Origin of the sequence: Pigmentiphaga sp., from assembly GCF_033795525.1 — a bacterium.
Classification (GTDB): domain Bacteria; phylum Pseudomonadota; class Gammaproteobacteria; order Burkholderiales; family Burkholderiaceae_B; genus Pigmentiphaga.
The window spans coordinates 1-24,752 of sequence record NZ_JARYGM010000001.1; the positions used below are offsets into that span (position 1 = coordinate 1).

The following is a 24,752-nucleotide window of genomic DNA, read 5'->3' on the forward strand; positions in this document are numbered from 1 at the left end:
CATGGCGCACATCCTCATGGAAAACCGCAACGGTCTGATCGTGGACGTGCAGATCACCCATGCCCGCGGCACCGCCGAGCGCGAGGCAGCGCTCGCGATGCTTGGGCGCCGGGGCAACAAGAACAAGCGGGCTACGGTCGGGGCCGACAAGGGCTATGACAGTAAGACCTTCATCGAGGGCTGTCGCAAGCTCAAGGTCACGCCGCACGTGGCGGCCAAGGACAGGCACTCGGCGGTGGATGCCCGGATCACCCGACACGAGGGCTACAAGACCAGTCAGAAGGTGCGCAAGCGCATTGAGGAGGCCTTTGGCTGGATCAAGACCGTGGGTGGTCTGGCCAAGACCAAGCTCATCGGTCAGGCCAAGCTCACGGGTCAGGCGCTGCTGTGCTTTGCCACCTACAACCTGGTGCGCATGGGCAGCATCGGCGGCTGGTGGGACGCGCATCATGCGTGAGCCCGGGGATACGTGCGCCCGAAATGGGCGAGATGGCCTGCAAACAGGCCAGATTGGCCGGTGCAATCGCTGCGCAGACGCGTCTGGGCCACTCGTTTCTTCGAAAACAGCGTCCCTGATGCGTTCGATGCCCACTTTTTCAACGGCCTGCTAAAGGCGCCGAGCACCAGTGTCACCACGAAGACGATGACGAAAATATAAAACAGGATCTTGGCGATTTCAGCCGCGCCGGAGGCGATTCCGCCGAACCCGAATAGCGCGGCAATCAATGCAATTACGAAGAAAATAGCGGCCCATCGCAACATTGCTTACTCCTTGTATAGAACACCGGAGCAGCCGGGGGCGGCTATCCCCCGCCCTACCGGTGCCCGGACCGAAGCGCAGGTTTCGTACCGTGCACCCTGCCGGCGCAGACCTTGCAGCCGGAGGCTGCGCCAAGTGCAAGCAATGGGTAAGAATTACATGAAAACTTGTAAATTCCCCTTGCCGGGCGCCCCATTGCGACAGCCCGTTACCATGGATGCGCGGATTCCGTTCCGGGGGCCCGGGCATCTGCTTAGAATGTGGACTTCCCGCCCGGCGGGGCACTCCGGCCCTCGGCACACAATCCCCTTGGAGACCCATGCGGAAGGAACAGGCAATGCGCCCTGACGAAGCCCTGGCCCCGGCTCTCGACACCGACGAACCGTTCGCCTCCGGCGCCGGGCCGGCTGCGGCCGAGCCGGCGCGGCCCGAGCCCCTACGCCAGCACTACGGACTGCTATATGGCGGCTCCACGCCGATGCGCGAGCTGTACCAGCAGATCGAAAAGGTCGCCCCGACCGCGCTCACGGTGCTCATCGTCGGCGAAAGCGGGACGGGCAAGGAGCTGGTTGCCCGCACTTTGCACGACCAAAGCCCCCGCCGCGACGCCCCCTTCGTGCCGGTCAACTGCGGCGCGATTCCGCCCACTCTGATCGAAGGAGAATTGTTCGGCCACGAGAAAGGCAGTTTCACCGGTGCTATCCAGCAGCACGCCGGCTATTTCGAGCGCGCCGCCGGCGGCACCATCTTTCTGGACGAGATCACCGAGATGGCCCCCGACATGCAGACCAAGCTGCTGCGCGTGCTGGAAACGTCGAGTTTCCACCGCGTCGGCGGCACGGAACAGATCTCCACCGACGTCCGGGTCATAGCCGCCACCAACCGTGACCCGCAGGCCGCCGTACGGGAAGGACGCTTCCGCGAAGATCTGCTGTATCGCCTCGCGGTGTTTCCGCTGCGGGTTCCTCCGCTGCGCGAGCGCATGAGCGATATCGAACTCCTCGCCCAGCGTTTCCTGGACCAGCTCAATGCCGCCGAAAAAGCGCGCAAGCGGTTCGCCAAGGGTACCCTGGACGGGCTGCGTCAATACCACTGGCCAGGGAACGTGCGGGAACTGAAGAACGCCGTCCATCGCGCCTTCATCCTCGCCGACGAGGAGGTCGAAGTGCAAAGCCCCGAGCCCGCGCCCCGCAACCGCCGGGTCGTACGGCGCGAGGGATGCCTGGAACTGGCGGTAGGTATTCCGCTGCCCGACGCGCAGCGCGAACTGATCCTGGCCACGCTGGCACACTTCGGCGGAGACAAGAGGCAAACCGCCAGCACGCTGGGCATCAGCCTCAAGACGCTCTATAACCGGCTGGACAGCTACAAGCACGGGGGCAACGGCACGTAGTCCCGGCGGCTGATGGCTGCCGGTCCAACCGGGCTGGCGCCTCGGCTACAGCCAGCGCTCGAGCAGCCGCGAGAGAAATTCTTTGAAGCGCGCCGACAACGGCCGCTGTTTCCACTGTTCAGGATCTACCAGGACCGACGCCCGGCGATCCTGCTCGAACAAGGCCTCCATCTGGGTACCGAAATCGGCACCTAGGATGACGGCGTTGATCTCGTGGTTCAGCGTAAAACTGCGCCAGTCCAGATTGCTGGAACCTGCCGTGGACCAGACCCCGTCGACGACCGCGGTCTTGGCATGCAACAGCGCATCGCGCCGTTCGTAGATTTTCACCCCTGCCGCGAGCAAGGCCTCATAGTGGGAACGGCCTGCATGCAAGACCATCGGGAAATCGCTGAAGCCGGGCAGTAGCAGCACCACGTCGACGCCACGCTGTGCCGCGTCGCGCAAGGCAGCAACGAAGGCCGGATCCGGGACGAAGTACGCCATGGTGATATGGATGGATCGCTGCGCGCTATGGATGGCCGAAAGCAGGGTCAAATAGATCGCATGGTTATCGTTGGCGCCGGGTTTGTTGATGACGATGCGTACGACATGGGGTCCCCGCTGCGGCTGCTGCGGCAGAAAATCCATATCGCCCAGCGCGGGACCGCCCTGGCTGCGCCAGCCTTCGAGAAAAACCCGCTCGACATCCGGCACGGCTGGCCCGCGTATGCTGATGTGCGTGTCGCGCCACGGCGCGCCTTTCTTGTCGCCCGCTTCGCGCGGCCGCGACGATCCGCTCATCGGCCGCGACGCATAGACATCGCTCACATTGATCCCGCCGATGAAGGCCACTTCGCCGTCCACCACCAGTATCTTGCGATGGCTGCGTTCGTTGAGGGACCACGATCCCCGGCTCTTGAACGGGTTCACGGGATTGAAGAAGGTGACCTGGATACCGGCTTGCCGCATGCGCTCGAACAGCGATGCCGTCGCCGAACGGGTCCCGATGTCGTCCACCATAACCGCCACCGCAACCCCCTCTCTTCGCTTGGCGATCAATCGCTCGGCGACGAGGTTGCCGATGTTGTCGTCTTCGAAAATGTAGCTTTCCAGATGGACGAAGCGGCGCGCCGACTCAATGGCCGCGACCATCGCGCGATAGGTGCTGGGCCCGTCCGCGAAGAGCCGCACCTCGTTGCCGGCGACAAGCGGCGCCTCGGCCACGGCCTCTTCGACCTGCAGGTGCCGCGCCAGGAAGTCCCCACCGCTTCCGGGCGCCAAACGCTCGATGATGCGGCGGCTTTCGCGATAGGTCAGCCATCCGGCATCGGTCGATATGCGGGGCGGCTCGCGCACCGTCGCCACGGTTTCGGGCGACGGCAGGGGATGGGCACAGCGGCAGAGCGATACCGTGCAAAGGCTGTACAGCAGTATGCGAAATAGTCGTCCCATGTCAGGCCGCCACCAGAAGTCGCCATAGACGCCCATGCCGAAAGCATCGGTAAAACTTACCGAACCGGCAAGAGCTGCACGCTATTTTCCCCAGACTTCCGCGCTATGCCTAGGCAAACAAATTGGCATGAAGCTTGCAAGAAACAGGGTTGCGACAGTTAACGGTTGGCCGGGCGAAACCGGCCCAAGCATGGGAGACGGCATTGGTACAAGCGACTTACGACATGCGAGTGCGTCAGCAACTGTCCTTGACGCCGAGACTTCAGCAGTCGGTCAAGCTATTGCAAATGTCCGCACTCGAATTCACGCAGGAACTCCAACAGGCCATCGCCAACAACCCTTTTCTGGAGGAGGACGACCAGGATCCGGCCATCGCCAAGTCCGAGGAATCCGTGCTTCCCGTCGACCGCAACGCCGACGACCCGCGGCAGATAGACGGCAACGACTCGCGCGAATCCGAGCCGCCGGCGTTCGACGGCGAGTCCTATCCAGGCTCTTACCCGACCAGCCGCGTCCGCGACGACGACGGCGAGGATCGTCCCGATGTAGGCCAGTGGTCGCACAGCTCCATGGGCCTGCATGACTACCTTCACCAGCAACTGTGCGGATACCGGCTGGGCGACCGCGACCGGTTGCTGGCGGAGATCATCATCGAAGCGCTCGACGAGGACGGGTATCTGCGCCAGGATTTCGATGAGCTGGCCGCTTCTCTGCCCATGAACCCCATGCCGACCCGGGATGAATGGATGGTGGCCCTCACGCTGGTCCAGCACCTCGACACACCCGGGCTGGCGGCAAGAAGCCTGGGCGAATGCCTGCACCTGCAACTCGCGGCCTATCCTGCCGACACGCCGGGAAGGAGCCTGGCGATCGCCATCGTCGATGACTACCTGGACTTGATGGCGCGCAGGGAGACGGCTGAACTGCGCCGGCGCCTCGGCTGCAACGAGGAAGAACTGGGCGTGGCGTGCCGGCTGATACGCAGCCTCACGCCCAGGCCCGGCCTGGCCTTCAGCGAGCCCGAGACCGATCACATCATTCCCGATGTCATCGTGCGCAAGATCAAGAACAAGTGGGTGATCACGACCAACCCCGCTGTCATGCCCAAGGCGCGTCTGCACCAGGCCTATGCCAACCTGTTCCGCAAGGCGCGCTGCGATGATCGTGCCCCGCTGGCCCAGGAACTGCAGGAAGCCCGTTGGCTGATACGCAACGTCGAACAGCGCTTTGCGACGATACAGCGCGTGGCCGAGGCGATCGTCGCCCACCAGCGCACCTTCTTCGACTACGGCGAAATCGCGCTCAAGCCGTTGGTGCTGCGCAAGGTAGCGGAAGAACTCGATCTGCACGAGTCCACGGTCTCGCGCGCGACCAACAACAAGTACATGGCGACGCCGCGCGGCGTATTCGAATTCAAGCACTTCTTCTCGCGGGAGCTTGCCACCGACACGGGGGGGCGCTGCTCGGCCGCTGCCGTACGCGCGCTCATCCGGGACATGATCGCGGCGGAAAACCGGCGCGACCCCTTGTCGGATGTTTCGTTGACGCGCATGCTGGCGGAACAGGGAGTGGTGGTGGCCCGGCGCACTGTCACCAAATATCGTGACTTGATGAAGATACCGCCAGCGGAATTGCGCAAACAGCCCTGAGCCATTAAAACGGCCGGAACGGGGCGATGGGCGCCCTTGGACTGCTCCGATGCGAATCACCAAAATCCTTGCGGCCATTGCGGGCCTCCTTCTTATCCTGGTCGTCGCGGCCCTGCTCACTGACTGGCGCTTTCTGCGCGGGCCGGTAGAGCTGATCGCCACCGACAGACTCGGCCGGCCTGTCGTGCTCGAGGATTTCCGCATGCGGCTGCGCCCGGTCACGCGCATTCAACTGCACGGGCTGCAGGTGGCCAATCTCCCCGAACGCCAGCCGGAACAGATGGTCCAGGCGGAGACGGTCGAGGTCCACATTCGCCTGCTGCCCCTGCTCAAACGGGCAGTCATCCTCGAGCTGCTGTCGGTGGAAGGTGGACAGGCGCATCTGGCCCGCGACGCTTCCGGCGCCAATAACTGGACCTTTCCCAAGGAGGAGGATGACTCGGGCGAACCTCCGACCGTCGTCCTGCGGGCCCTGTCCTTCAATCGGCTGGTGGTCGAGTACGACGATCGCGCCATCGACGTGAGCGCAAAGCTGAGGGCGGATAGTGAAACCCCGCCGAGTTCCGGCCCGGCCTACGGCATGAAGCTCGATTTCAGCGGCAAGTACCATGGCGGAACATTCGGCGGCATCGCACGCACGGGGTCGATCATGACCTTGCGGGATTCGGGCACGCCCTTCCCGTTCTTCATCGATGCCAAAGGCGGACCCACCCGCATCCGGGCCGAAGGGCAAGTGGGAGATCTGTTCGGCGACGCTCACGTCGATGTGGCCCTCGACATCGCCGGCCCCACCCTGTCCACCCTCTACCCCTATATCAACCTGCCGCTGCCCACCACGCCGCCCTACCGGATCAAGGGCCACCTCAAACGAGCCGGCACGACCTTCGACTTCACCGGCATGGAGGGCAGCATAGGATCTACCGACGTGGCGGGCGAAGCGCACTACGAGATACGCGACGATAAGCCCAGGCTGCGCGCCCAGCTCAAAAGCCGGGTGCTAGACATGAAGGACCTCGGACCGCTGATCGGCGTTCCTGATGAACGCTCAGGCAACAAGAAACAGGCCGAGGAACGTGCCGACGACGGCCGCGTACTGCCGGACGCGCAGTTCCGGCTGGAGCGCATCAATGCCATCGACGCCGACGTCCGCCTGGATGCCGGCGACGTACGCGTGCGAGGTCCGTGGGCTTTCGACGACTTCTCCGCCCACCTGATTCTCGAGAATGGCGTGCTCAAGCTCACGCCGCTGAATTTCGGCTACGCCGGTGGCGAATTGCGATCGGACATCACGCTCGACGCCCGCCAGTCCGTCATCCGCACGAATGCCCGCATTGCCGTCCAGCGCGCGCGGCTGAACCGCCTGTTCCCCGATGTGGAACTGATGAAAAAGAGCGAAGGCACGCTGGGCGCAGACGTGAAACTCCAAACCACCGGCAATTCGATCCGCGCCATGCTAGGCCATGCGGACGGGTCACTCGGATTGGCCGTGACCGGCGGCGAGCTCTCGAACCTGCTGATCGAGGCGATCGGCCTGGATGCCTCCCAGGCACTGGGCTTTCTGATCGCCGGCGACAAGCCGACAAGGCTGCGCTGCGCCGTGGGCACTTTCGCCGTCAAGGATGGCGTGGCCACCTCGCAGGGACTGGTCATCGATACGGAAGATACCGTCATCGACGGTAGCGGAACGATAGACTTCGGCAATGAACGGCTGGACCTGCGGCTCGAACCTCACCCGAAGGACAAGAGCATTCTTGCAGCGCGCTCGCCCATCGATATCGGCGGCACCTTCGCCGATCCGGAATTCGGTATCGACAAAGTCGCGCTATTGACGCGCGCCGGCGCCTCGATCGCGCTGGGCTTCATCAACCCGCTGGCCGCCCTGATCCCGCTCATCGAGACCGGTCCAGGCACCGATGCCGACTGCCAGGGCCTGCTCGCCAACCTGAAGGACGTACGGCGCAACGCCGACGGACCGGCCCCAGGCGGTAAAAAAGGGCGCTGAGCGACGAACGCCTCGTTCTATCGCTCGTTCGGGGGCACGGTGCGCTGGCGCCGCCCCCCGCTGCCTCGCAGGTCGGTGTCCTCCTGGCCAGACTGCACGTCGTCGTAGGCCTGCTCGATCACCTTGCGCGGCGCGCTCTCCTGGCTATCGTGCGATTCGTCGTGTTCATGCGGCAGCCGCGGCTCGGTGCGGCCGACTTCGTCCTGCGCCCGGGTTTGTTCCGGTTTGCGCTTGCTCGGATCCGCCATGTGATTCTCCTCAACGCGCCAGTCTCAATCCGGCGTACTGCCAACGTGAGTCGGGCGTGAAAAAATTGCGGTAGGTGGCACGGATGTGGTCGCGCGGCGTGGCGCAGGACCCGCCTCTGAGCACCATCTGGTTGATCATGAATTTGCCGTTGTACTCGCCCACCGCACCCGGCGCGGGACGAAAACCGGGGTAAGGCAGATAGGCGCTTTGCGTCCATTCCCATACCCCGCCCAGGAACGACGTCGCTCCCGCGCGCAACGGCCGCGGATGCAGCCGGCCGGTCTCGGCGAAATCGGCCTCCCGGCCCGCCGAGCCGTCATCGATGGCCAACGCCGCCGCGTGCTCCCATTCCTGCTCGGTCGGCAGACGCGCGTCGGCCCAACGTGCATAAGCATCGGCTTCGTAGTAGCTGAGATGGCACGCCGGCTCGTTTTCATGGATGGGAAGCAAGCCGGCCGTCGTGTAGCTATACCAGCGGTCGCCTTGCCGCAACCAGTACAACGGCATCTCCCAGCCTTCCCGGCAGCGGGTATCCCAGCCATCGGACAGCCAAAGCTCCGGCCGGCGATAGCCGCCGTCTTCCATGAAGGCGAGATACTCTCCATTGGTCACCGGCCTGTCGGCCAGCTCGAAGGCCTCGATCCATACACGATGGCGCGGCGACTCGTTATCGAAGGCAAAGCCGCTACCGCTGTGGCCGATCTCTGCCGGCCCGGCCTCGTACCGGCGAAAAGCCGCCGGTCGCAGCGCAGCCTCCGCCGCTTCGGCATGCGCGGCGCGCCAGGCCGGCAGCAAGGGGTTATGCCAGAAATGATGCTTGAGGTCCGTGGCAATGAGTTCCTGGTGCTGCTGTTCGTGCTGCATCCCCAGTTCGACCAGCGCCAGGGCCTCGAACGGAAGGGACGGCTGATCGAGCCAGTCCAGCAGCCGCTGCAGCACCGAGTCCTGATAGGCCAGCACCCGCTCCAGCGAGGGCCGGGACAACAGGCCCCGCTGGCCCCGGGGATGGCGCTCGCCCACCCCCACGTAGTAGGAGTTGAACAACTCGCGGAACGCGGGGTCGAACGGCTGGAACCGGGGCTGCCACCGCTCCAGGACGAAGGTTTCGAAAAACCAGGTGACATGGCCCACGTGCCACTTGACCGGGCTGGCCTGCGCCATCGACTGCAGCATGCAGTCTTCGGCGGACAGCCCCTCCAGCAGTGCCAGCGTGCCCGCGCGCACGTCCGCCACCCGCCGGCGCAAGAGATCGTGGACCACCGTGTGATCGCGGACGTTCATCGCTGGGCCAGGAAAACGCCGAACCAGGACCGCGGATCGGTCCACATGCTACGCACGGAAAATCCCGCCGCGGCCAGCATGTCGTCGAACTGCTCGGGCGTGTATTTGTAGGAATGTTCTGTCACGATGGCCTCCCCCTTCTCGAATACGCGTCCCGCCGACCGGCCCCAAGTGACGGCCGCCCGCGCCTGCGCGCGCAAGCGCATCTCGATGCGCCCATGGGCCTCGTCGAACCAGGCCTCGTGCGCGAACTGCGCGGGCTCGAAATCACTGCCCAGTATGCGGTTGCAGACACGCAGGACATTGCGGTTGAAGGCCGCCGTTACCCCCAGGTCGTCGGCATAGGCGCGTTGCATGACATTCTGGTCTTTGCGCAGATCCACGCTGATCAGCAGGCTGCCTCGGGGGCCGGCCTGGCGGCATAGCGCTGCCATGAACGCGGTGGCGCGATCGGGCGCGAAGTTGCCAATGGACGAACCCGGGTAGAAGAACACGGGCGGATGCGCCTGCGGATCGTCCAGCGCGCCGCGCAAGTCCACGTCGCCGGAGAAGTCCGCTTCCACGGCCCGGCACGAGATCTCGGGGAACTGCCGCCCCACTGCCGCGACTTCCCGCCGTATCCAGTCGGCCGCGATATCGACGCCGACATAGCAGCGGGCATCCACGTGGGGGAGCCAGGCGCGAGACTTGGCGCAATCGCCGCAACCCAGATCTACCCACTGCACCCCGCGGGGCAATGACCGGGCGATCGCCGCCCGGTGCGCCTCGAAAATCGCGCGCTCGGTGCGGGTCGGGTAATACTCCTCGAGTTCGCAAATGGCGTTGAACAGTACGCACCCCTGTGCGTCGTAGAGGAACTTCGGATCGATATGCGCCTGTGGGGCCAGCAGCCCGGCGGCTAGTTCGGCGGCGCGATTATCGAGGGGGATGCCATCGGGCCGGCGCCGGTCCTGGCCTTCGGCCCTGAAGGCCTCGTTTTTCTCCGGCCCTCCGTACGCGGGACCTCGGCATGTCGTCGTCAATATCGCCTCCTAGTTGCGGGAAATCCAGCGCTTTTTGTCAGCAAACGCGATGCCCGGCCTGCGGCAACGGCAGCCGGGCTATCTATACGCCGGGATGCGAGCCGCTACAAGGCCCCATGTAACGCTTGCCTACCCACGCCAGCCGCCGGAGCACTGCCGTCGCGTCCCGGCAACGTCACCAGGGAAGCGTGCCCAGGGATAGTTACATATAGCGCCGACTGTAACAGACCGCACAAACCCAGGGCCGGCGGCTGCTCATACATTCGAGGCATCGCAGTATCGGAGAATGCGTATGAAACGGCTGGCAATGGCAGGCCTGCTCGGGGTGGCCCTACTGGGCTTCGGTTCGGCGGCCCAGGCCCGGGTAAGCGTATCGATAGGCATCGGCGTCCCGGGTGTCGTCTATGGTCCGCCTCCGGTATATGTCGCGCCGCCTCCCGTGTACGTCGCCCCGCCTCCTCCCTTGTTCGTGGTGCCGGGACGGGTCGAGTACGTTCCCTACGGCCCGCATTGGCGCGGACCGCGCTGGCACGACCGCCGCTGGGACCGCCATCGGCACGATGGCCATCGGCATGACCACCGGCGCCGGGACTGACCGGCAAAACGGCCCCCTCGGGGGCCGTTTTTCTTTTGCCGCGCGGCTTGCGGCAGCCTACGCTTCCCCCTCGGCACAACGGGCATGTGGTACTTTTCCGGGTACGCATCGCCGACAGGCCGCTGCGAGGAACGGCTTCATGAACACCTGGGACCAACGATTCTCACAACCCGGCTACAAGTACGGTACCGACCCCAACCGCTTCCTGGTCGAGCAGGAATCCCGGCTGCCGGCAGGCAGCCGCGTTTTGCTGCCCGGTGACGGCGAAGGCCGCAACAGCGTCTGGCTGGCTAGCCGCGGCCACCAGGTCCTGGCGGTCGACAATTCACAGGTCGGGCTCGACAAGGCGGTGTCCCTGGCGTCGGCACGCGGGGTCACCATCACCACACTCAACGTCGATCTTGCGCAGTGGACACCTCCCGCTGCCACCTGTTCCGGCGTGGTCCTGATCTACGTCCACCTGCCCGCCGGCATACGCCGCGCGGCGCACCGGCGACTGGCCCAGTCCCTGGCGCCGGGCGGCTGGCTCATCCTGGAATCCTTCCACCCCCGCCAAATGGCCTACCAGAGCGGCGGCCCGCGCGATCCCGACATGCTCGGCGACCTTGCCTCCGTACGCGAGGACTTCGCCCCCTTGCTGGAGGAAGTGCTGGGCTGGGAAGGCGAAATCATCCTCGACGAGGGTGAGGGGCACAGGGGGCCAGCCTTCGTCACCCGCTACGTAGGCCGGATGCGTACGGCGTAACGCCGGGGCAAGCCCTGCGCGGGACGAACTCCCGTTTATTTTTCAAATAAAAATCATTATTATTCGCCTTTCTATACTTACATAAGCATCCCGCCATGGCTGCATCGGCGCTACGGATCTGGGGCTGGCCGCTCGCCCTGGGCCTGCTCACCACTACCGGCCTGCTCACCGCGCTCGTTTCGGACGCCTGGGGGGACGTATGGTCGTGGGTCGGGCTTGGCATTCCCGTCGTGGCCATGACGTGGTTCGGACTGCGGCGTCAGTCCGACCAGCCCCGGTTCCACGCTTCGAGAAAAAGGAAACTGCCGTGAGGCCGCTGGCACCGGTAGCCGCCCCCCTCCTGCTCGCCTGCGCAGCCACGCCGGCGCAGGCCCAGGAAACGGCGCCGACCTCCGAGGTCGTGCAGTCGCTCGCCCCCATCGAGGTCAATGCCAGCGCCGACGCGTCGGCCGAGGGGCTGTCGCCTGCCTTTGCGGGCGGTCAGGTCACCCGCGGCGGCCGCGCCGGCATCCTGGGCACGCGCGACAACATGGATACGCCGTTCAGCATTACCAGCTATACCAACGAGCTGATCCAGGACAAGCAGGCGCGCAGCGTGGGCGACGTACTGCAGAACGACCCCGGGGTGCGCGTGGCGCGGGGCTTCGGCAATTTCCAGGAGTCCTACTTCATCCGCGGTTTCATCCTGAGTTCGGACGACGTCGCGTACAACGGCCTCTACAATCTGCTGCCCCGCCAGTACATTGCCACCGAGCTGTTCGAGCGGGTCGAAGTACTACGGGGCGCGTCCGCGTTTCTCACCGGCGCGACGCCCGGCAACACGGGCATAGGCGGCGCCATCAATCTGCTGCCCAAGCGCGCGCCCAACGAACCGCTGACCCGCATCACGCTCGGCGCCAGCGGCGCCGTCCAGGGCAACGTAGCGGTCGACGTCGGCCGCCGCTTCGGCCCCGACGGCAGCACGGGCATACGTTTCAACGCCGCCTATCGCGACGGCGATACCGCCGTCGACGACGAGCATGCGCAGATCAGCGTGGCGGCGCTGGGGCTGGACTGGCGCAGCAGCACGGTCCGGCTGTCGGGGGACGTCGGGTGGCAGGACAATCGCCTCAAGCGCACGCGTCCCAGCGTGACGCTGAACACGGCCTCTGTTCCGTCGGTGCCGGACGCCTCGAGGAACTTCGCCCAGCCCTGGACCTACTCGAATGAGCGGGACCTCTTCGGCACACTGCGGGGCGAAGCGGATCTGAGCGATGCAGTCACCGCCTGGGGCGCCTTCGGCATCCGGCGCAGCGACGAGGCCAACTCGCTGGCCGGCATGACCGTGACGGACGGCAATACCGGCGCGGGCAACTACTACCGGTTCGACAATACCCGCGAAGACAGCGTCAATACCGGGGAAATCGGCTTGCGGGGCAAACTGCGCACCGGGCCCGTGGGACACGAATGGGTGGCCTCGGCGTCCTACTACGGCCTCAAGAAAAAGAACGCATATGCAATGGACTACCTGCATGCGCTGCCCACCAACCTGTATTCGCCTATCTTCGCCGACCAGCCCGCCTTCAGCGCCGATGTCCTGCGCGGCAACGCGCTGGAGGCGCCTGCGCTGAACGGCCGCACCCGGCTGCTGAGCGTGGCGCTGGGCGATACGCTGTCGCTGCTGGACGACCGCCTGCAGTTCACGCTCGGTGCGCGCTACCAGCAGCTGCGGATCCAGAACTACGCCTACAACACGGGCGAGGCCGACGCCGCCTACGACAAAAGCCGCACCAGCCCGATGGCAGGCGTGGTATTCAAGTTGAACCGGCAGTTCTCCCTATACGGCAACTACATCGAAGCGCTGAGCCAGGGCGATGCCGCACCGAGGGCGGACGCCGACGGCATCCCGGTGCTCAATGCGGGCCAGATGCTCTCTCCCTACGTCTCCAAGCAGAAGGAAGCGGGGATCAAGTACGACGGGGGCGCACTGGGGGCCGGCCTGGCCGTTTTCTCTACCGACAAACCGGGTGGCCGCATTACCCAGACCGAGGCAGGCCCGGTCTTCACCGCCAACGGCAAGGACCGCCACCGTGGCGTGGAACTGACTGTTTATGGGCAGCCCTTGCGCGGCTTGCGCGTGCTGGGCGGCGCGACCTGGCTCGATGCCAAACAGCGCATCACGGAGGGAGGCACGAACGACGGCAAGCGGGTCATCGGCGTACCGGCCTTCCAGGCCAACCTGGGCGCGGAATGGGATATTCCCGGCGTGCCGGGCCTGGCCCTGGACGGACGGGTGGTCTATACCGGCGCGCGCTACGCGGACCCCGCCAACGCGTTGAAGGTCGGCGGCTGGACGCGCGTGGACGTAGGCTTGCGCTACCTGACCGAAATCCACGGCAAGCTCGTTACCCTGCGTGCCCGCGTCGACAACCTGACCGACCGCGCATACTGGGCCTCGGTAGGCGGTTACCCGGGATCGGGCTACCTGGTCGTCGGTGCGCCCCGCACTTTCTCCCTATCTGCCACCATGGAATTCTGAACGCATGCCCACCACCCGATCCCTCAAGACCTGGTCCTGGCTGCACAAGTGGAGCAGCCTGGTATGCACGGTCTTCATGCTGCTGCTGTGCCTAACCGGGTTGCCGCTGATTTTCCACCATGAGATCGGGCACCTGCTGGGCACCGAGGTCGAAGCACCCGAGCTGGCGGAAGACGGGTCCCGCGTCAGCCTGGACCGTGTACTGGAGGTCGCGCAGGCGCGGCATCCCGACCGCGTCGTCCAGTTTGCCTCGCAGGACGAAGAGGACGACCGGATCTGGTTCGTCACGCTCACGCCTACCCCCGCGCCGACGGACGACTTCAGGTCGGTGGCGGTCGATGCCAGGACGGGCCAGGTGCTGGCCGAACCACGCTTCGACCAGGGTTTCATGTACGTCATGTTCAAGCTGCATGTGGACTTGTTTGCCGGGCTGGCCGGCAAGCTGTTCCTGGGCTTCATGGGCTTGCTGCTGCTGGTGGCCATCGTCACCGGCGCCGTGCTGTACGGCCCGTTCATGAAAAAGCTCGAGTTCGGCGACGTACGGCGGCACCGGGCGACACGCGTGAAATGGCTGGACCTGCACAATTTGCTGGGTATCGTCACCCTGGTATGGGCGTTCGTCGTCGGCGGCACCGGCATGATCAATACCTGGGCCGACCTGCTGATCAAGTATTGGCAGTACGACCAGCTCAGCGCCCTGCTGGCGCCCTACCAGGGGCAGCCGCTGACGCCGCCGGCCGAACGGGCGTCGATGCAGCAATCACTGGAAGCCGCCATGGCAGCCGCGCCGGAGACCCGGCTCTCGTTCATCGCCTTCCCGGGCACGGCGTTTTCCAGCCCGCACCACAACACGTTTTTCCTCGCGGGCAACGAACCGCTGACTTCGCGCCTGTTGCAGCCGGTCCTGGTCGACGCCAAGACGGCGGAAGTCACCGCCACCCCCAAGCTGCCCTGGTACCTGACAGGGCTGTTGATTTCCCAGCCGCTGCACTTCGGCGACTACGGCGGCATGCCTATGAAGATCCTCTGGGCGCTGCTGGATATCGCGACCATCATCGTGCTGGGCAGCGGGCTTTATCTGTGGCTGAAACGGCGCCATCCCGCCACGTCCCGGGCCACGCAGTCCGGGGACGCTCCCGCTCCAGCGCGATGATGCGAGCCAGTTCGCGCGGGCGTGTCGGCGCGGACGCAGATCTGACAAGGGGGCCGCCGGCCCCCTTGTTCATTGCATGTTGGCGATGACCGAATCGCCGAATCCGGAACACGAGACTTGGGTCGCGCCTTCCATCTGGCGGGCGAAATCATAGGTCACGCGCTTGGACAAGATGGTGCACTCCATGGCCGGTACGACGAGGTCGGCGGCCTCGTGCCAGCCCATATGGCGCAACATCATGCACCCGGACAGGATCTCGGAACTGGGATTCACGTAGTCCTTGCCGGCATACTTGGCCGAGGTGCCGTGGGTCGCCTCGAACACCGCGACCGAATCGCTCATGTTGGCCCCGGGGGCGATGCCCGCGCCGCCCACCTGGGCCGCAAGGGCCGAGGACAAGTAGTCGCCGTTCAGGTTGAGCGTGGCGATGACGTCGAACTCCACCGGGCGCAGCAGCATGGTCTGCGAGAACGTGTCGACCAGGCAATCCTTGACGACGATGTCCCGGCCGCTGCGGGGATTGCGGATGCGGCACGACGGCCCGGCATCGATGGTTTCGGCGCCGAACTCGCGCCGGGCGACCTCGTAGCCCCAGTCGCGGAACGCCCCTTCGGTGTACTTCATGATATTGCCCTTGTGCACCAGCGTGACCGAGCGGCGATCGTGGTCGATCGCGTACTGGATGGCCTTGCGCACCAGGCGTTCGGTCCCTTCGCGCGAAACCGGCTTGATGCCTATGCCCGAGGTGGCGGGAAAGCGCAGGTGCTTGGCGCCCAGCTTTTCCTCCAGTACCGAAATGAGTTCCACGGCTTCGGGCGAGCCGGCGGCGTATTCAATTCCGGCATAGATATCCTCGGAGTTCTCGCGGAAGATGACCATGTTGGTCTTCTCCGGATTGCGCAGCGGCGACGGCACGCCGCGCAGGTATTGGATGGGACGCAGGCACACGTACAGGTCGAGCGCCTGGCGCATCATGACGTTGAGCGAACGGAAGCCACCGCCGGGCGGCGTGCCGAGCGGCCCCTTGATGGCGACGACGAACTCGCGCAATGCGGCAATGGTTTCTTCCGGCAGCCAGACCCCTTCGCCATAGAGCGAGGTGGCTTTGCGGCCCGCATAGATCTCCATCCAGTGGATGCGGCGCCCGTCGCCGTAGGCCTTGGCGACGGCAGCGTCGATCACCTTGATGGCCACGGGCGTGATATCGCGGCCGGTGCCGTCGCCTTCGATGTATGCGACGATGGGCTGGTCCGGCACGTTGAGCGAGAAATCGGCGTTGACGGTGATGCGGCTGCCCTGTGCGGGCACCTGGATATGCTTGTAAGAAGACATGCGGCGATTCCGAGCAATCGTTGATGCGGGCCTTGCGCGCCCCGGCAATGCCGGGAATTATCCCGTATTCGGCCACCCATTGCCACGCGGCCGCCGGCGCCGGCGGGTACAATGACCGGATGATGTTCAATCCCACCCGAGACCAGGTCCGGCAGTTCTTCACCGAGACGTGGCGCAAGCACCGCGCCGGCGAGGTACTGACCCCGCTGGAGGCCACCGCGCTGGACTGGATACTCGAGCATCCGGAATACCAGGGCGATCTCGAGAACCCCGAGGCCGCACAGGCTGACTACAGCGTCGAGGCAGGGCGCACCAATCCGTTCCTGCACCTGTCGATGCACCTGGCCATTGCCGAACAACTGTCCATCGATCACCCGCCGGGCATTCGCGACGCCTACCAGAAGCTGGCCCAGCGCCAGGGCGCGCACGATGCCGCGCACGAAATCATGGAATGCCTGGGACGGGTGGTATGGGAAGCGCAGCGGCTGGGCACGCCGCTGGATACGGACGCGTATATCGAGCTGATCCGAAAGAAGGTGCCCCCGGCCACGCGCTGACGCGTACCGGGGCACTATCCGGCCCGCTCGCGGGGCCGGTTATCGCCTTACGGCCAGGCCGCCCGGCAGGCTGGCCAGATAGGCCGCCACGTCCTCGATGTCCTTGTCGGACAGCTGCACGGCAAACGCGCCCATGATGGCGTTCTTGCGGATGTTGGCGGACGGTGCGGCATTGGCCTGGCCGCGGCGGTACGCCTTGAGCGCGTGCGCGAGGTAATCGGCATGCTGCCCGGCGAGCTGCGGATAGCTGGGATCGATGGAAGTCTTGGCGTCTGCGCCATGGCAGGACGCGCAATTGATGCGGTCGTACACGGCCTTGCCGGCGGCGACATCGCCCGCGTGGGCGGGCACGAGGGCCGACAGCGACAGCAGGGCACCGGCGGCGGAAATGCGGAGGATGTTCGTCATGACTGCACGCTCACTTCAAACCGGAGTAGTAGGCCGCGAGATCGGCGATGTCCTGCTGGGACAGGCTTTTGGCGATACCGACCATGGAGGGGTGCGTACGGGCCCCGCTGGCGTATTCCTTGAGTGCAGCCTCGATGTACTTGGCGTTCTGCCCGGCGATCATGGGAACGTGGTAGACCTCGGGGAAGCTGGCCTTGTAGCCAGGGATGCCGTGGCAGCCTATGCACATGGAGTTCTTGTTCCGGCCGGCCTCGGCATTGCCGGTGACAGGGGCGGCAGGGGCGGATTGGGCGACGGCCGAACCTACCACCGCACAGGCGGCCAGCGTGGCCAGCGCGGGCAACGCCCGCATCGTTATGCTCAACTTCATTAGAACGCTCTATCAGAATCAAAAGAAATCCCGATACCGGGCGGCGAAACGACTGAGCGGCAACGCCCGGCCCCATAGGCCAACGAAGCGTCTCCGTATTACTGGCGAACCGGATTGTTCTACGACTAAATGCCCGGCTCCCCTATTATTTAACCGCTAATGATACATCAGGAAGCGCCTCCGGCCCCAGGGTCCACCGGCCATTCCCCCGGCCGGGGCGACTTTTTCTATACTGGGCGCTTCGGCCCCGCGGGGTCCTCTACGACAGCCCGACCATGCCCCAGCCTGTTCAGCCGTCCCCTGCCCGCTTCGAAGGCACGGACTCCTACGTTGCCACCGACGACCTGACCCTCGCCGTCAACGCCGCGCTGACGCTGGAGCGTCCGCTGCTCATCAAGGGCGAGCCCGGCACCGGCAAGACCATGCTGGCCGAGGAAGTCGCCCGGGCGCTGGGACGGCCGCTGCTCCAGTGGCACATCAAATCGACCACCAAGGCGCATCAAGGCCTCTACGAATACGACGCGGTGTCCCGCCTGCGCGACTCCCAGCTGGGCGACGAGAAGGTGCGCGACATCACCCACTACATCGTGCGCGGGGTCCTGTGGCAGGCCTTCGCCTCGCCCGAGCCGGTGGTATTGCTGATCGACGAGATCGACAAGGCGGACATCGAGTTTCCGAACGATCTCCTGCGCGAGCTGGACCGCATGGAGTTCCATGTCTATGAGACGCGGGAAACCGTGCGGGCGGTCCACCGGCCGCTGGTCATCATCACGTCCAACAACGAAAAAGACCTGCCCGACGCGTTCCTCCGGCGCTGCTTCTTCCACTACATCCGGTTCCCCGACAAGGAAACCATGGAGCGCATCGTCAAGGTCCACTACCCCGGCCTGAAGAAGGAACTGCTCTCGGCGGCGCTGGACAGCTTCTTCCAGCTGCGCGAGACGCCCGGACTCAAGAAAAAGCCGTCCACGTCCGAACTGCTGGACTGGCTCAAGGTCCTGCTGGCCGAGGATATCCCTCCGGAGGCATTGAAAAGCAAGGACCGCGACGCCATCGTGCCGCCGCTGCACGGCGCCTTGCTCAAGAACGAGCAGGACGTGCACCTGTTCGAACGGCTGATCCTGATGGCCCGCAGCGGCCGCCGCAACGCATGACGCGACCGGCCGCGCCCGGTACGGCCGGAGCCGCGCGGCTTATGGAAGCACCAGGAGCACGACGATGCTGATCGATTTCTTCTACCATCTGCGCAAGCACCAGTTGCCGGTATCGATCAAGGAATATCTGACGCTGCTCGAGGCGCTGTCGCGCCAGGTCATCGCCCCCTCGGTGGACGACTTCTATCTGCTCGCGCGCATGACGCTGGTCAAGGACGAAAGCCTGTTCGACCGCTACGACCGGGCATTCGCCAGCTACTACCAGGGCGTAGAAGCCGCCTTCCCTCCCGGTGCCGACATCCCGCTGGACTGGCTGGTCAAGCGCTTCATGCGCGAACTGTCGCCCGAGGACAAGGCCGCCATCGAAAAACTGGGCTGGGACAAGTTGATGGAATTGTTCCGCCAGCGCCTGGAAGAACAGAAGGAACGCCACGAAGGCGGCAGCAAGTGGATAGGCACCGGCGGCACCTCGCCGTTCGGCAATGGCGGCTATCATCCCGAGGGCTTGCGCATCGGCAAGGAATCGGCCGGCAACCGTACGGCCGTCAAGGCCTGGGACATGCGCAATTTCCGCGACTACGACGATCAGGTCGAACTGGGGACCCGCAATATCAAAGTGGCGCTGCGGCGGCTGCGCCGCTTCGCGCGCGAGGGTGCCGACCTCGAACTGGACCTGGACGATACGATACGCAGCACCGCGCGCAACGCCGGGCACCTGGACCTGCGCATGGTCCCGGAACGCCACAACGCGGTAAAGGTACTCATGATGCTGGACGTGGGCGGGACCATGGACGCCCATGTCGAGCGGATCGAGGAGCTGTTCTCGGCGGCCCGCAGCGAGTTCAAGAACCTGGAAGTCTATTACTTCCACAACTGCCTCTACGACTGGGTATGGAAAAGCAACCGGCGCCGGCATGCCGAGCGTACCGCCACTTGGGACGTGCTGCGCAAATACAACTCCGACTGGCGCCTGATCTTCGTCGGCGACGCCACCATGAGCCCGTACGAAATCCTGCAGCCGGGCGGGTCGGCCGAATACCACAACGAAGAACCCGGCGCGGTATGGCTGCAGCGGATTGCCGCGGCCTACCCGCATTTCGTCTGGCTGAACCCCGAACCGGAGGGCCTGTGGCCCTACCGGCAATCCACCGACATCATCCGGCGGCTGCTTCAAGGCCGCATGTACCCGGTCACGCTTGGCGGCCTGGAACAGGCCATGCGCCTGCTGTCCAAGTAACACGCCTGTCCGCGCGCCGGGAACGTTGACGCGGCAGTGCACTCCAACCAACTCCTTGAACGGTTCGTCTCTCCCTATGCCATCATCGCTTCCCGCTTTCCGATCCGGCACCCTGAGCCGGGCCCTCGCCTGGCTGGCCTTGTCCCTGACCGCCCTTTTGCCGCCGGGCGCCCATGCCGCCCGGGCCCCGGACACCCTCCCTACGGGCGTACAAAAAGTCACCTCGGTCGAGGGCATCAACGAATACCGGCTCTCGAACGGCTTGCGCGTCCTGCTCGCCCCCGACCAGTCCAAGCCCACGACGACGGTCAACATGACCTACCTGGTGGGGTCGCGCCACGAAAACTACGGCGAAACCGGCATGGCCCATTTGCTGGAACACATGTTGTTCAAGGGCACGCCCACGATGCGCAACGCGCTCGCCGAGTTCTCCCGCCGGGGCCTGCAGGCGAACGGCAGCACCTGGACCGACCGCACCAACTATTTCGCCAGCTTCGCGGCCGATGAAGCCAACCTGGACTGGTACCTGAAGTGGCAGGCCGATGCCATGGTCAATTCGCTGATCGCGCGCGAGGACCTGGACTCGGAAATGACCGTGGTACGCAACGAAATGGAGAACGGGGAAAACAATCCGTTCCGCGTGCTGATGAGCAAGATGCTGGCTTCGGCCTTCCAGTGGCACAACTACGGCAAGACCACGATAGGCGCCCGCTCCGACGTCGAGAACGTGGACATCGGCCGGCTGCAGGCTTTCTACCGTACGTATTACCAGCCCGACAACGCCGTGCTGATTGTGTCGGGCCGGTTCGACGAAGCCAAGACGCTGGCCACCATCGCCGAGACCTTCGGCAAGGTACCCAAGCCCGAACGTACCCTGCCGCGGCTCTACACCGAGGAACCGGTGCAGGATGGCGAACGCAGCGTCACCCTGCGCCGGTCGGGCGGTTCGCCCATGGTGGCCGCCATGTACCACACGCCACAGGGAGGCGCTGCCGATGCCGCCTCCATGGATATGCTGGCCAGCATCCTGGGCGACAGCCCGTCGGGCCGGCTGTACAAGGCACTCGTGGAGACCAAGCTGGCCGCTTCGACCTTCGGCTTTACCTTCGGCATGCACGACCCCGGCGTCATCATGATGGGCGCTCAATTGCCGCCCGGCGCGGACGTCGCTGCGGCGCGCGACAAGATGCTCGAGACCATCGAGTCCATCAAGTCCCATCCGATCACTGAGGAAGAGCTCGAGCGGGCCCGTACCCGCTGGCTCAAGGATTGGGACATGGCCTACAGCGACCCGCAGAAGGTGGGGGTATCGCTGTCCGAAAGCATCGCCCAGGGCGACTGGAGGCTGTTCTTCCTGATGCGCGACCGCATCCGCGACCTCAAGCTTGCCGATGTGCAGCGCGCGGCCGAAAACTATCTGTTGCAATCGAACCGCACCCTCGGCACCTACCTCCCGACCGACAACCCGCAGCGGGCGCCGGCGCCCAAGCCGCTGGACTTGCAGGCGGAACTCAAGGACTACAAGGGCGACGAGAACTTCGTGCAGGCCGAGGCCTTCGATGCCACGCCGGCCAACATCGACGCACGCACCCAGCGCAAGGTCCTCGACCTGCCCAATGGACCGGTCAAGCTGGCGCTGCTGCCCAAGTCCACGCGCGGCCGCCTGGCCCATGCCCGCCTGGTTCTGCAGTTCGGCGATGCCGAATCGCTGCGCGGCCAGCGGGAGGTGGCCCGGGCGGTCGGCGCGCTGCTCGACAACGGCACGCGCACCATGACGCGCCAGCAGATCGAGGACCGCTTCGACGCCTTGCGCGCCGACGTGAGCTTCGCGGCCGGAGGGACCAGTGCCGTGGTGGACGTCTCGACCACGCGGGACAACCTGCCTGCCGCGGTCGAACTGGTGATGGACGTGCTGCGCAACGCCAACTTCCCGGAAGACCAGTTGGACGAGTACCGCCGCCGCGGACTGGCCTCGGTGGCAAGCGCCCGCCAGGAACCGACCGCCGTCGCCCAGATGGCCTTGGCCCGGCACGACAACCCGTGGCCCGCCGATGACCTGCGCTATACGCCCAGCTTCGACGAACAAGAAGCCGCATACAAGGCGCTGACACGCGATGCGCTGGTGCAATTCCACGACCGCTTCTACGGCGCCGGGCGCGTGCGCCTGGCCGCAGTGGGCGACTTCGACCCCGCTGCCGTCGAGCAGGCACTGACCAAGGGACTGGCCGGCTGGAAGCAGGCGCCCGCCTATACCCGCGTGCCCGATCCCTATCGCACCGTGCCGGCCGAGCGCTTCGACATTTCGCTGCCCGACAAGGCGAATGCCTTCTTCCTGTCGACCATGCCCGTGCAGCTGCAGGACACCGACCCCGACTACCCGGCGGCCATGCTGGCCAACTACCTGCTGGGCAGCTCCGAGACCTCACGGCTCTGGACCCGTATCCGCGAGCGCGAGGGACTGTCCTATGACGTACGCAGCCAGCTCTCGGCCTCGGCCTACGAGCCGTCCGGCCAATGGACCATGTACGCCATCTACGCCCCGAGCAATCGCGCCAAGCTGGAAACTGCGCTGAAGGAAGAAGTCGAGCGCGTCCTGCGCGAAGGCTTTTCCGAGCAAGAGGTCAAGGACGGGATCGCCTCGCTGATGAACCTGCGCTACCTGGCGCGGGCGCAAGACCGCCGCTTGATGGCGACGTGGTCGGACTATCTGGACCAGGACCGCACTTTCGCCTTTGCGGCCGACTCGGACCGCAAGCTGCAAGCCTTGACGACCGAACAGGTCAATGCAGCGCTGCGCAAGTACTTCAAGCCGGAGAACTTCAGTACCGCGATGGCGGGGACGTTCAAGCAGTAAGGTGGAACCGGCTGCGGGCCGGCCGGGCGCTACGCTTGCGGTGTGCTTCGTGGCCGGCCTCTTTTTGCGGCGGGCGGCTTGGGGTCTCCCTGGGCTTGCCGGCGCCGCGGCATAACCGCGGACGCCGCGCCATTGCCCGATGCCCCGCCATGCTCGCGTGCCTGCCGGATCGCCCTGAGCGCAGCATTGCCCAAATGGGCATTGTGGGCGCGCATGGCCAGGTAGGCTTTCTCGCCCTCGCCATCGATGATGGCCCGTACGATGGCATCGTGCGACGCATGGGACGAGACCAGCCGGTCGGCTTCGGCCGGATGGTATTGCCGGTAGGGACTCAAACGCTCGCGGATATCGCCGACCATCTTGGTCAGGACGCTATTGTGCGCGCCCTCCAGAATCAACCGGTGCAATTCCCGGTTCGCTTCCAGGTAGCCGTCGATATCGCCGTTCTGCACGAATTCCTTGGAGCGCTGGTGAATGTACTCCAGCTCGGTTTTTTCCATGGCGGTCATGGATTCGGCGGCGAGCCGCGCGCACAGCGCTTCCAGTTCGCAATCCGTATGCAGGATCTCCGACAGCTCCTTGACGCCGATTTCCCTGACCACCACCCCGCGCATGGGAACGATATCCGTCAGGCCCCGGGCTGCCAGCTGCCTAAGCGCCTCCCGTATGGGCGTTCGTGAAACCTTGTATTCCTCGGCCAGCGCGCGCTCGTCCAAGCGGGTACCTGGCGGAAACTCGCCGCTGATGATGCGTTCCGATATCAGTGCCTGGAGCTTGGTGGGGATGGTGGACATATTGGCGTTCGACTTTTGGATAAATCAGTATAGTGCCTTGCCCTCTCCATTATAAATAGACCGCTTTTCTGGCCCGCTCAACGACCCCTGGCACACCAGATCAATAGTGTTCCGACCAAGACCAGGCAGCATGCAAAGATGGCGCGGCACATGTCTAGCGGCGACAGGAGAATGCACTTCAAGGCCTTCTTTGGTACATTTTTATCAAGGCCATAGCGGGCAACGCCTGCGAAAAGCCGCCGGCTACGCACCGCCGCAGCAAAGCGGCCATGGTGTCTAGAGGACGTCCATGCTTTCGAGTTCGGACCTTGCGGTTTCCACGAAGGCCAGGGCGGCCGGAGACAGGCTGCGTCCGCGCTTGTGCACGAGAGAAAAATCGATGGGCACGCGGGGCCCCACCAGCCGGCACCGCGTCAGATTCTCGTAGGGCATGCGTGCCGCCAGCGCCGAAGCCCACACCGACACGCCCAGCCCTCCAGCGGTCATCCATAACGCCGAGGACAGGAAATTGACCTCGTGCACGACGTTGAGCGTCACGCCGGCGCCAGCCGCCGCCGCGTCCATCCGGCGCCGCATGCCATAGCCCAGTCCCTGCCTCACCGCTATCATCGGCTCCTTGGCCAGTTCTCGCCAGCGCACCTGGCGGCGGCCTGCCAGCGGGTGATCGGTGGCGCACACCAGGCAAAGATGGTCACGCAGCAGCACCTGGGATACGAGCAAGGGGTCCTCGCGCTCCGGCGTACCGATGCCGAAATCGACGGGCTCGGAGGACACCTTGGCCAGGAACTGGTCCGGCGCGCAATCATCGAGCACCAATTGCACGCCAGGATAGGCGTCGCGGAAACGCCTCACCACGCCTGGCATCAGGACGCTTCCCACCGTGGCGGTGACGGCGACGTGCACGCGGCCGGTGCGGCAGTCGCCCAGGTCTTGCAGCCGCGTCCCGAGCCACGCTATGTCTCCCAGGACGCGCTCGGCCGCCGCGATGATCTCATGGGCGGCCTGGGTGGGTACCAGCGAGCGGGAAGTCCGGTCGAACAAGCGCAGGTTCAACGCGGATTCCATCTGCCTGAGCATGGTGCTGACGGCCGACTCGGTCACCGAGAGCCGGTTTGCGGCAGTCGCGAGCTTGCCGAGCCGATAGACCGCGACAAAGGCCCGTAGCTGCCGGAGGCTGAGTTGAGTCTCGATGCTCATTCAGATTTTTCTCAAGTTTCGATCAAAATGTTTTGATTGGCTTCGGCA

22 protein-coding genes and 1 pseudogene are annotated in these 24,752 nt (G+C 65.0%); 13 read left to right on the forward strand and 10 right to left on the reverse strand.

Going from position 1 to position 24,752, the window contains the following annotated elements; all coding sequences use genetic code 11:
- A partial coding sequence (locus tag QHC78_RS00005) for a transposase (RefSeq protein WP_319741817.1) occupies positions 1–457 on the forward strand: 457 nt, incomplete at its 5' end.
- Positions 458–603: 146 nt separating this feature from the next.
- Here the strand turns inward: QHC78_RS00005 and QHC78_RS00010 are convergent.
- Positions 604–762 (reverse strand): annotated as a pseudogene (locus tag QHC78_RS00010) (DUF1328 domain-containing protein); the annotation flags it as partial.
- Positions 763–1,097: 335 nt separating this feature from the next.
- Between QHC78_RS00010 and QHC78_RS00015 the strand changes: the two are divergent.
- Positions 1,098–2,153, forward strand: coding sequence for a sigma-54 interaction domain-containing protein (locus QHC78_RS00015; RefSeq protein WP_319741818.1), 1,056 nt, complete (start codon positions 1,098–1,100; stop codon positions 2,151–2,153).
- Positions 2,154–2,198: 45 nt separating this feature from the next.
- Here QHC78_RS00015 and cls read toward each other — a convergent pair whose 3' ends face one another.
- Positions 2,199–3,587, reverse strand: a complete 1,389-nt coding sequence (cls, locus tag QHC78_RS00020; protein ID WP_319741819.1) for a cardiolipin synthase — start codon at positions 3,585–3,587, stop codon at positions 2,199–2,201.
- Between the two features lie 203 nt (positions 3,588–3,790).
- Here cls and QHC78_RS00025 point away from each other — a divergent pair, with 203 nt between their 5' ends.
- Both QHC78_RS00025 and QHC78_RS00030 read left to right on the forward strand, forming a co-directional pair.
- Positions 3,791–5,236 (forward strand): RNA polymerase factor sigma-54, encoded by a 1,446-nt coding sequence (locus QHC78_RS00025; RefSeq protein WP_319741820.1) that lies wholly within the window; start codon positions 3,791–3,793, stop codon positions 5,234–5,236.
- A 49-nt stretch (positions 5,237–5,285) separates the two neighbouring features.
- Complete coding sequence (locus tag QHC78_RS00030; protein WP_319741821.1) at positions 5,286–7,238, forward strand: AsmA family protein; 1,953 nt, start codon at positions 5,286–5,288, stop codon at positions 7,236–7,238.
- A 17-nt stretch (positions 7,239–7,255) separates the two neighbouring features.
- On the opposite strand, the gene QHC78_RS00035 is transcribed toward QHC78_RS00030, so the two are convergent.
- The 3 genes from QHC78_RS00035 to egtD are packed head-to-tail and all read right to left on the reverse strand — an operon-like array spanning position 7,256 to position 9,790.
- Entirely contained in the window at positions 7,256–7,486 is a 231-nt protein-coding gene (locus QHC78_RS00035; protein WP_319741822.1) for a hypothetical protein, read from the reverse strand.
- A 10-nt stretch (positions 7,487–7,496) separates the two neighbouring features.
- Positions 7,497–8,768 carry an ergothioneine biosynthesis protein EgtB gene (gene egtB, locus QHC78_RS00040; protein ID WP_319741823.1) on the reverse strand — a complete coding sequence of 424 codons (1,272 nt, stop codon included), beginning with the start codon at positions 8,766–8,768 and terminating at the stop codon, positions 7,497–7,499.
- Positions 8,765–9,790: an L-histidine N(alpha)-methyltransferase gene (egtD, locus tag QHC78_RS00045; RefSeq protein ID WP_319741824.1), complete on the reverse strand. Its 1,026-nt coding sequence runs from the start codon at positions 9,788–9,790 to the stop codon at positions 8,765–8,767. Before egtD ends, egtB begins: the two co-directional genes overlap by 4 nt.
- A gap of 292 nt (positions 9,791–10,082) precedes the next feature.
- Between egtD and QHC78_RS00050 the strand changes: the two genes are divergently transcribed.
- From QHC78_RS00050 to QHC78_RS00070, 5 genes are all read left to right on the forward strand, one after another.
- Positions 10,083–10,385 carry a hypothetical protein gene (locus tag QHC78_RS00050; protein ID WP_319741825.1) on the forward strand — a complete coding sequence of 101 codons (303 nt, stop codon included), beginning with the start codon at positions 10,083–10,085 and terminating at the stop codon, positions 10,383–10,385.
- 139 nt (positions 10,386–10,524) lie between these two features.
- A complete protein-coding gene (locus QHC78_RS00055) occupies positions 10,525–11,130 on the forward strand; it encodes a class I SAM-dependent methyltransferase (protein WP_319741826.1) in 606 nt (201 codons plus the stop codon).
- Between the two features lie 95 nt (positions 11,131–11,225).
- Positions 11,226–11,441 (forward strand): hypothetical protein, encoded by a 216-nt coding sequence (locus QHC78_RS00060; protein ID WP_319741827.1) that lies wholly within the window; start codon positions 11,226–11,228, stop codon positions 11,439–11,441.
- The gene (locus QHC78_RS00065; RefSeq protein ID WP_413816388.1) at positions 11,438–13,648 is read left to right on the forward strand and encodes a TonB-dependent receptor; all 2,211 of its coding nucleotides are present in this window, start codon (positions 11,438–11,440) and stop codon (positions 13,646–13,648) included. The genes QHC78_RS00060 and QHC78_RS00065 overlap by 4 nt, the downstream gene beginning before the upstream one ends.
- 4 nt (positions 13,649–13,652) lie before the next feature.
- Positions 13,653–14,801 (forward strand): PepSY-associated TM helix domain-containing protein, encoded by a 1,149-nt coding sequence (locus QHC78_RS00070; RefSeq protein ID WP_319741828.1) that lies wholly within the window; start codon positions 13,653–13,655, stop codon positions 14,799–14,801.
- Positions 14,802–14,870: 69 nt separating this feature from the next.
- Here the strand turns inward: QHC78_RS00070 and icd are convergent, their stop codons facing one another.
- The gene (gene icd / locus QHC78_RS00075) at positions 14,871–16,133 is read right to left on the reverse strand and encodes an NADP-dependent isocitrate dehydrogenase (protein ID WP_319741829.1); all 1,263 of its coding nucleotides are present in this window, start codon (positions 16,131–16,133) and stop codon (positions 14,871–14,873) included.
- Between the two features lie 122 nt (positions 16,134–16,255).
- Here icd and QHC78_RS00080 point away from each other — a divergent pair, with 122 nt between their 5' ends.
- The gene (locus QHC78_RS00080) at positions 16,256–16,690 is read left to right on the forward strand and encodes a DUF1841 family protein (RefSeq protein ID WP_319741830.1); all 435 of its coding nucleotides are present in this window, start codon (positions 16,256–16,258) and stop codon (positions 16,688–16,690) included.
- 39 nt (positions 16,691–16,729) lie between these two features.
- Here QHC78_RS00080 and QHC78_RS00085 read toward each other — a convergent pair whose 3' ends face one another.
- Together QHC78_RS00085 and QHC78_RS00090 are read right to left on the reverse strand one after the other, a co-directional pair.
- Positions 16,730–17,098: a c-type cytochrome gene (locus QHC78_RS00085; RefSeq protein ID WP_319741831.1), complete on the reverse strand. Its 369-nt coding sequence runs from the start codon at positions 17,096–17,098 to the stop codon at positions 16,730–16,732.
- 10 nt (positions 17,099–17,108) lie between these two features.
- Complete coding sequence (locus QHC78_RS00090; protein ID WP_319741832.1) at positions 17,109–17,468, reverse strand: c-type cytochrome; 360 nt, start codon at positions 17,466–17,468, stop codon at positions 17,109–17,111.
- 275 nt (positions 17,469–17,743) lie between these two features.
- Here QHC78_RS00090 and QHC78_RS00095 point away from each other — a divergent pair, with 275 nt between their 5' ends.
- The 3 genes from QHC78_RS00095 (at position 17,744) to QHC78_RS00105 (ending at position 22,713) form a co-directional block, all read left to right on the forward strand.
- Positions 17,744–18,622: an AAA family ATPase gene (locus tag QHC78_RS00095; RefSeq protein WP_319741833.1), complete on the forward strand. Its 879-nt coding sequence runs from the start codon at positions 17,744–17,746 to the stop codon at positions 18,620–18,622.
- 64 nt (positions 18,623–18,686) lie between these two features.
- Positions 18,687–19,859 (forward strand): vWA domain-containing protein, encoded by a 1,173-nt coding sequence (locus QHC78_RS00100; protein ID WP_319741834.1) that lies wholly within the window; start codon positions 18,687–18,689, stop codon positions 19,857–19,859.
- Positions 19,860–19,935: 76 nt separating this feature from the next.
- Positions 19,936–22,713, forward strand: a complete 2,778-nt coding sequence (locus tag QHC78_RS00105) for a M16 family metallopeptidase (RefSeq protein WP_319741835.1) — start codon at positions 19,936–19,938, stop codon at positions 22,711–22,713.
- Positions 22,714–22,742: 29 nt separating this feature from the next.
- On the opposite strand, the gene QHC78_RS00110 is transcribed toward QHC78_RS00105, so the two are convergent.
- Positions 22,743–23,507 carry a GntR family transcriptional regulator gene (locus QHC78_RS00110; RefSeq protein ID WP_319741836.1) on the reverse strand — a complete coding sequence of 255 codons (765 nt, stop codon included), beginning with the start codon at positions 23,505–23,507 and terminating at the stop codon, positions 22,743–22,745.
- Positions 23,508–23,783: 276 nt separating this feature from the next.
- The gene (locus tag QHC78_RS00115) at positions 23,784–24,704 is read right to left on the reverse strand and encodes a LysR family transcriptional regulator (protein WP_319741837.1); all 921 of its coding nucleotides are present in this window, start codon (positions 24,702–24,704) and stop codon (positions 23,784–23,786) included.
- Between the last annotated feature and the right edge of the window lie 48 nt (positions 24,705–24,752).

Bases quoted from the DNA above. Each gene is read 5' to 3' on its own strand.
- QHC78_RS00105 (WP_319741835.1), top strand. From the start codon at position 19,936: ATGCCATCATCGCTTCCCGCTTTCCGATCCGGCACCCTGAGCCGGGCC.
- QHC78_RS00115 (WP_319741837.1), bottom strand. From the start codon at position 24,704: ATGAGCATCGAGACTCAACTCAGCCTCCGGCAGCTACGGGCCTTTGTC.
- QHC78_RS00030 (WP_319741821.1), top strand. From the start codon at position 5,286: ATGCGAATCACCAAAATCCTTGCGGCCATTGCGGGCCTCCTTCTTATC.
- QHC78_RS00110 (WP_319741836.1), bottom strand. From the start codon at position 23,507: ATGTCCACCATCCCCACCAAGCTCCAGGCACTGATATCGGAACGCATC.
- QHC78_RS00070 (WP_319741828.1), top strand. From the start codon at position 13,653: ATGCCCACCACCCGATCCCTCAAGACCTGGTCCTGGCTGCACAAGTGG.
- QHC78_RS00095 (WP_319741833.1), top strand. From the start codon at position 17,744: ATGCCCCAGCCTGTTCAGCCGTCCCCTGCCCGCTTCGAAGGCACGGAC.
- QHC78_RS00055 (WP_319741826.1), top strand. From the start codon at position 10,525: ATGAACACCTGGGACCAACGATTCTCACAACCCGGCTACAAGTACGGT.
- QHC78_RS00050 (WP_319741825.1), top strand. From the start codon at position 10,083: ATGAAACGGCTGGCAATGGCAGGCCTGCTCGGGGTGGCCCTACTGGGC.
- QHC78_RS00100 (WP_319741834.1), top strand. From the start codon at position 18,687: ATGCTGATCGATTTCTTCTACCATCTGCGCAAGCACCAGTTGCCGGTA.
- QHC78_RS00080 (WP_319741830.1), top strand. From the start codon at position 16,256: ATGTTCAATCCCACCCGAGACCAGGTCCGGCAGTTCTTCACCGAGACG.
- icd (WP_319741829.1), bottom strand. From the start codon at position 16,133: ATGTCTTCTTACAAGCATATCCAGGTGCCCGCACAGGGCAGCCGCATC.
- QHC78_RS00035 (WP_319741822.1), bottom strand. From the start codon at position 7,486: ATGGCGGATCCGAGCAAGCGCAAACCGGAACAAACCCGGGCGCAGGAC.
- QHC78_RS00015 (WP_319741818.1), top strand. From the start codon at position 1,098: ATGCGCCCTGACGAAGCCCTGGCCCCGGCTCTCGACACCGACGAACCG.
- QHC78_RS00085 (WP_319741831.1), bottom strand. From the start codon at position 17,098: ATGACGAACATCCTCCGCATTTCCGCCGCCGGTGCCCTGCTGTCGCTG.
- cls (WP_319741819.1), bottom strand. From the start codon at position 3,587: ATGGGACGACTATTTCGCATACTGCTGTACAGCCTTTGCACGGTATCG.
- QHC78_RS00060 (WP_319741827.1), top strand. From the start codon at position 11,226: ATGGCTGCATCGGCGCTACGGATCTGGGGCTGGCCGCTCGCCCTGGGC.
- QHC78_RS00090 (WP_319741832.1), bottom strand. From the start codon at position 17,468: ATGAAGTTGAGCATAACGATGCGGGCGTTGCCCGCGCTGGCCACGCTG.
- egtB (WP_319741823.1), bottom strand. From the start codon at position 8,768: ATGAACGTCCGCGATCACACGGTGGTCCACGATCTCTTGCGCCGGCGG.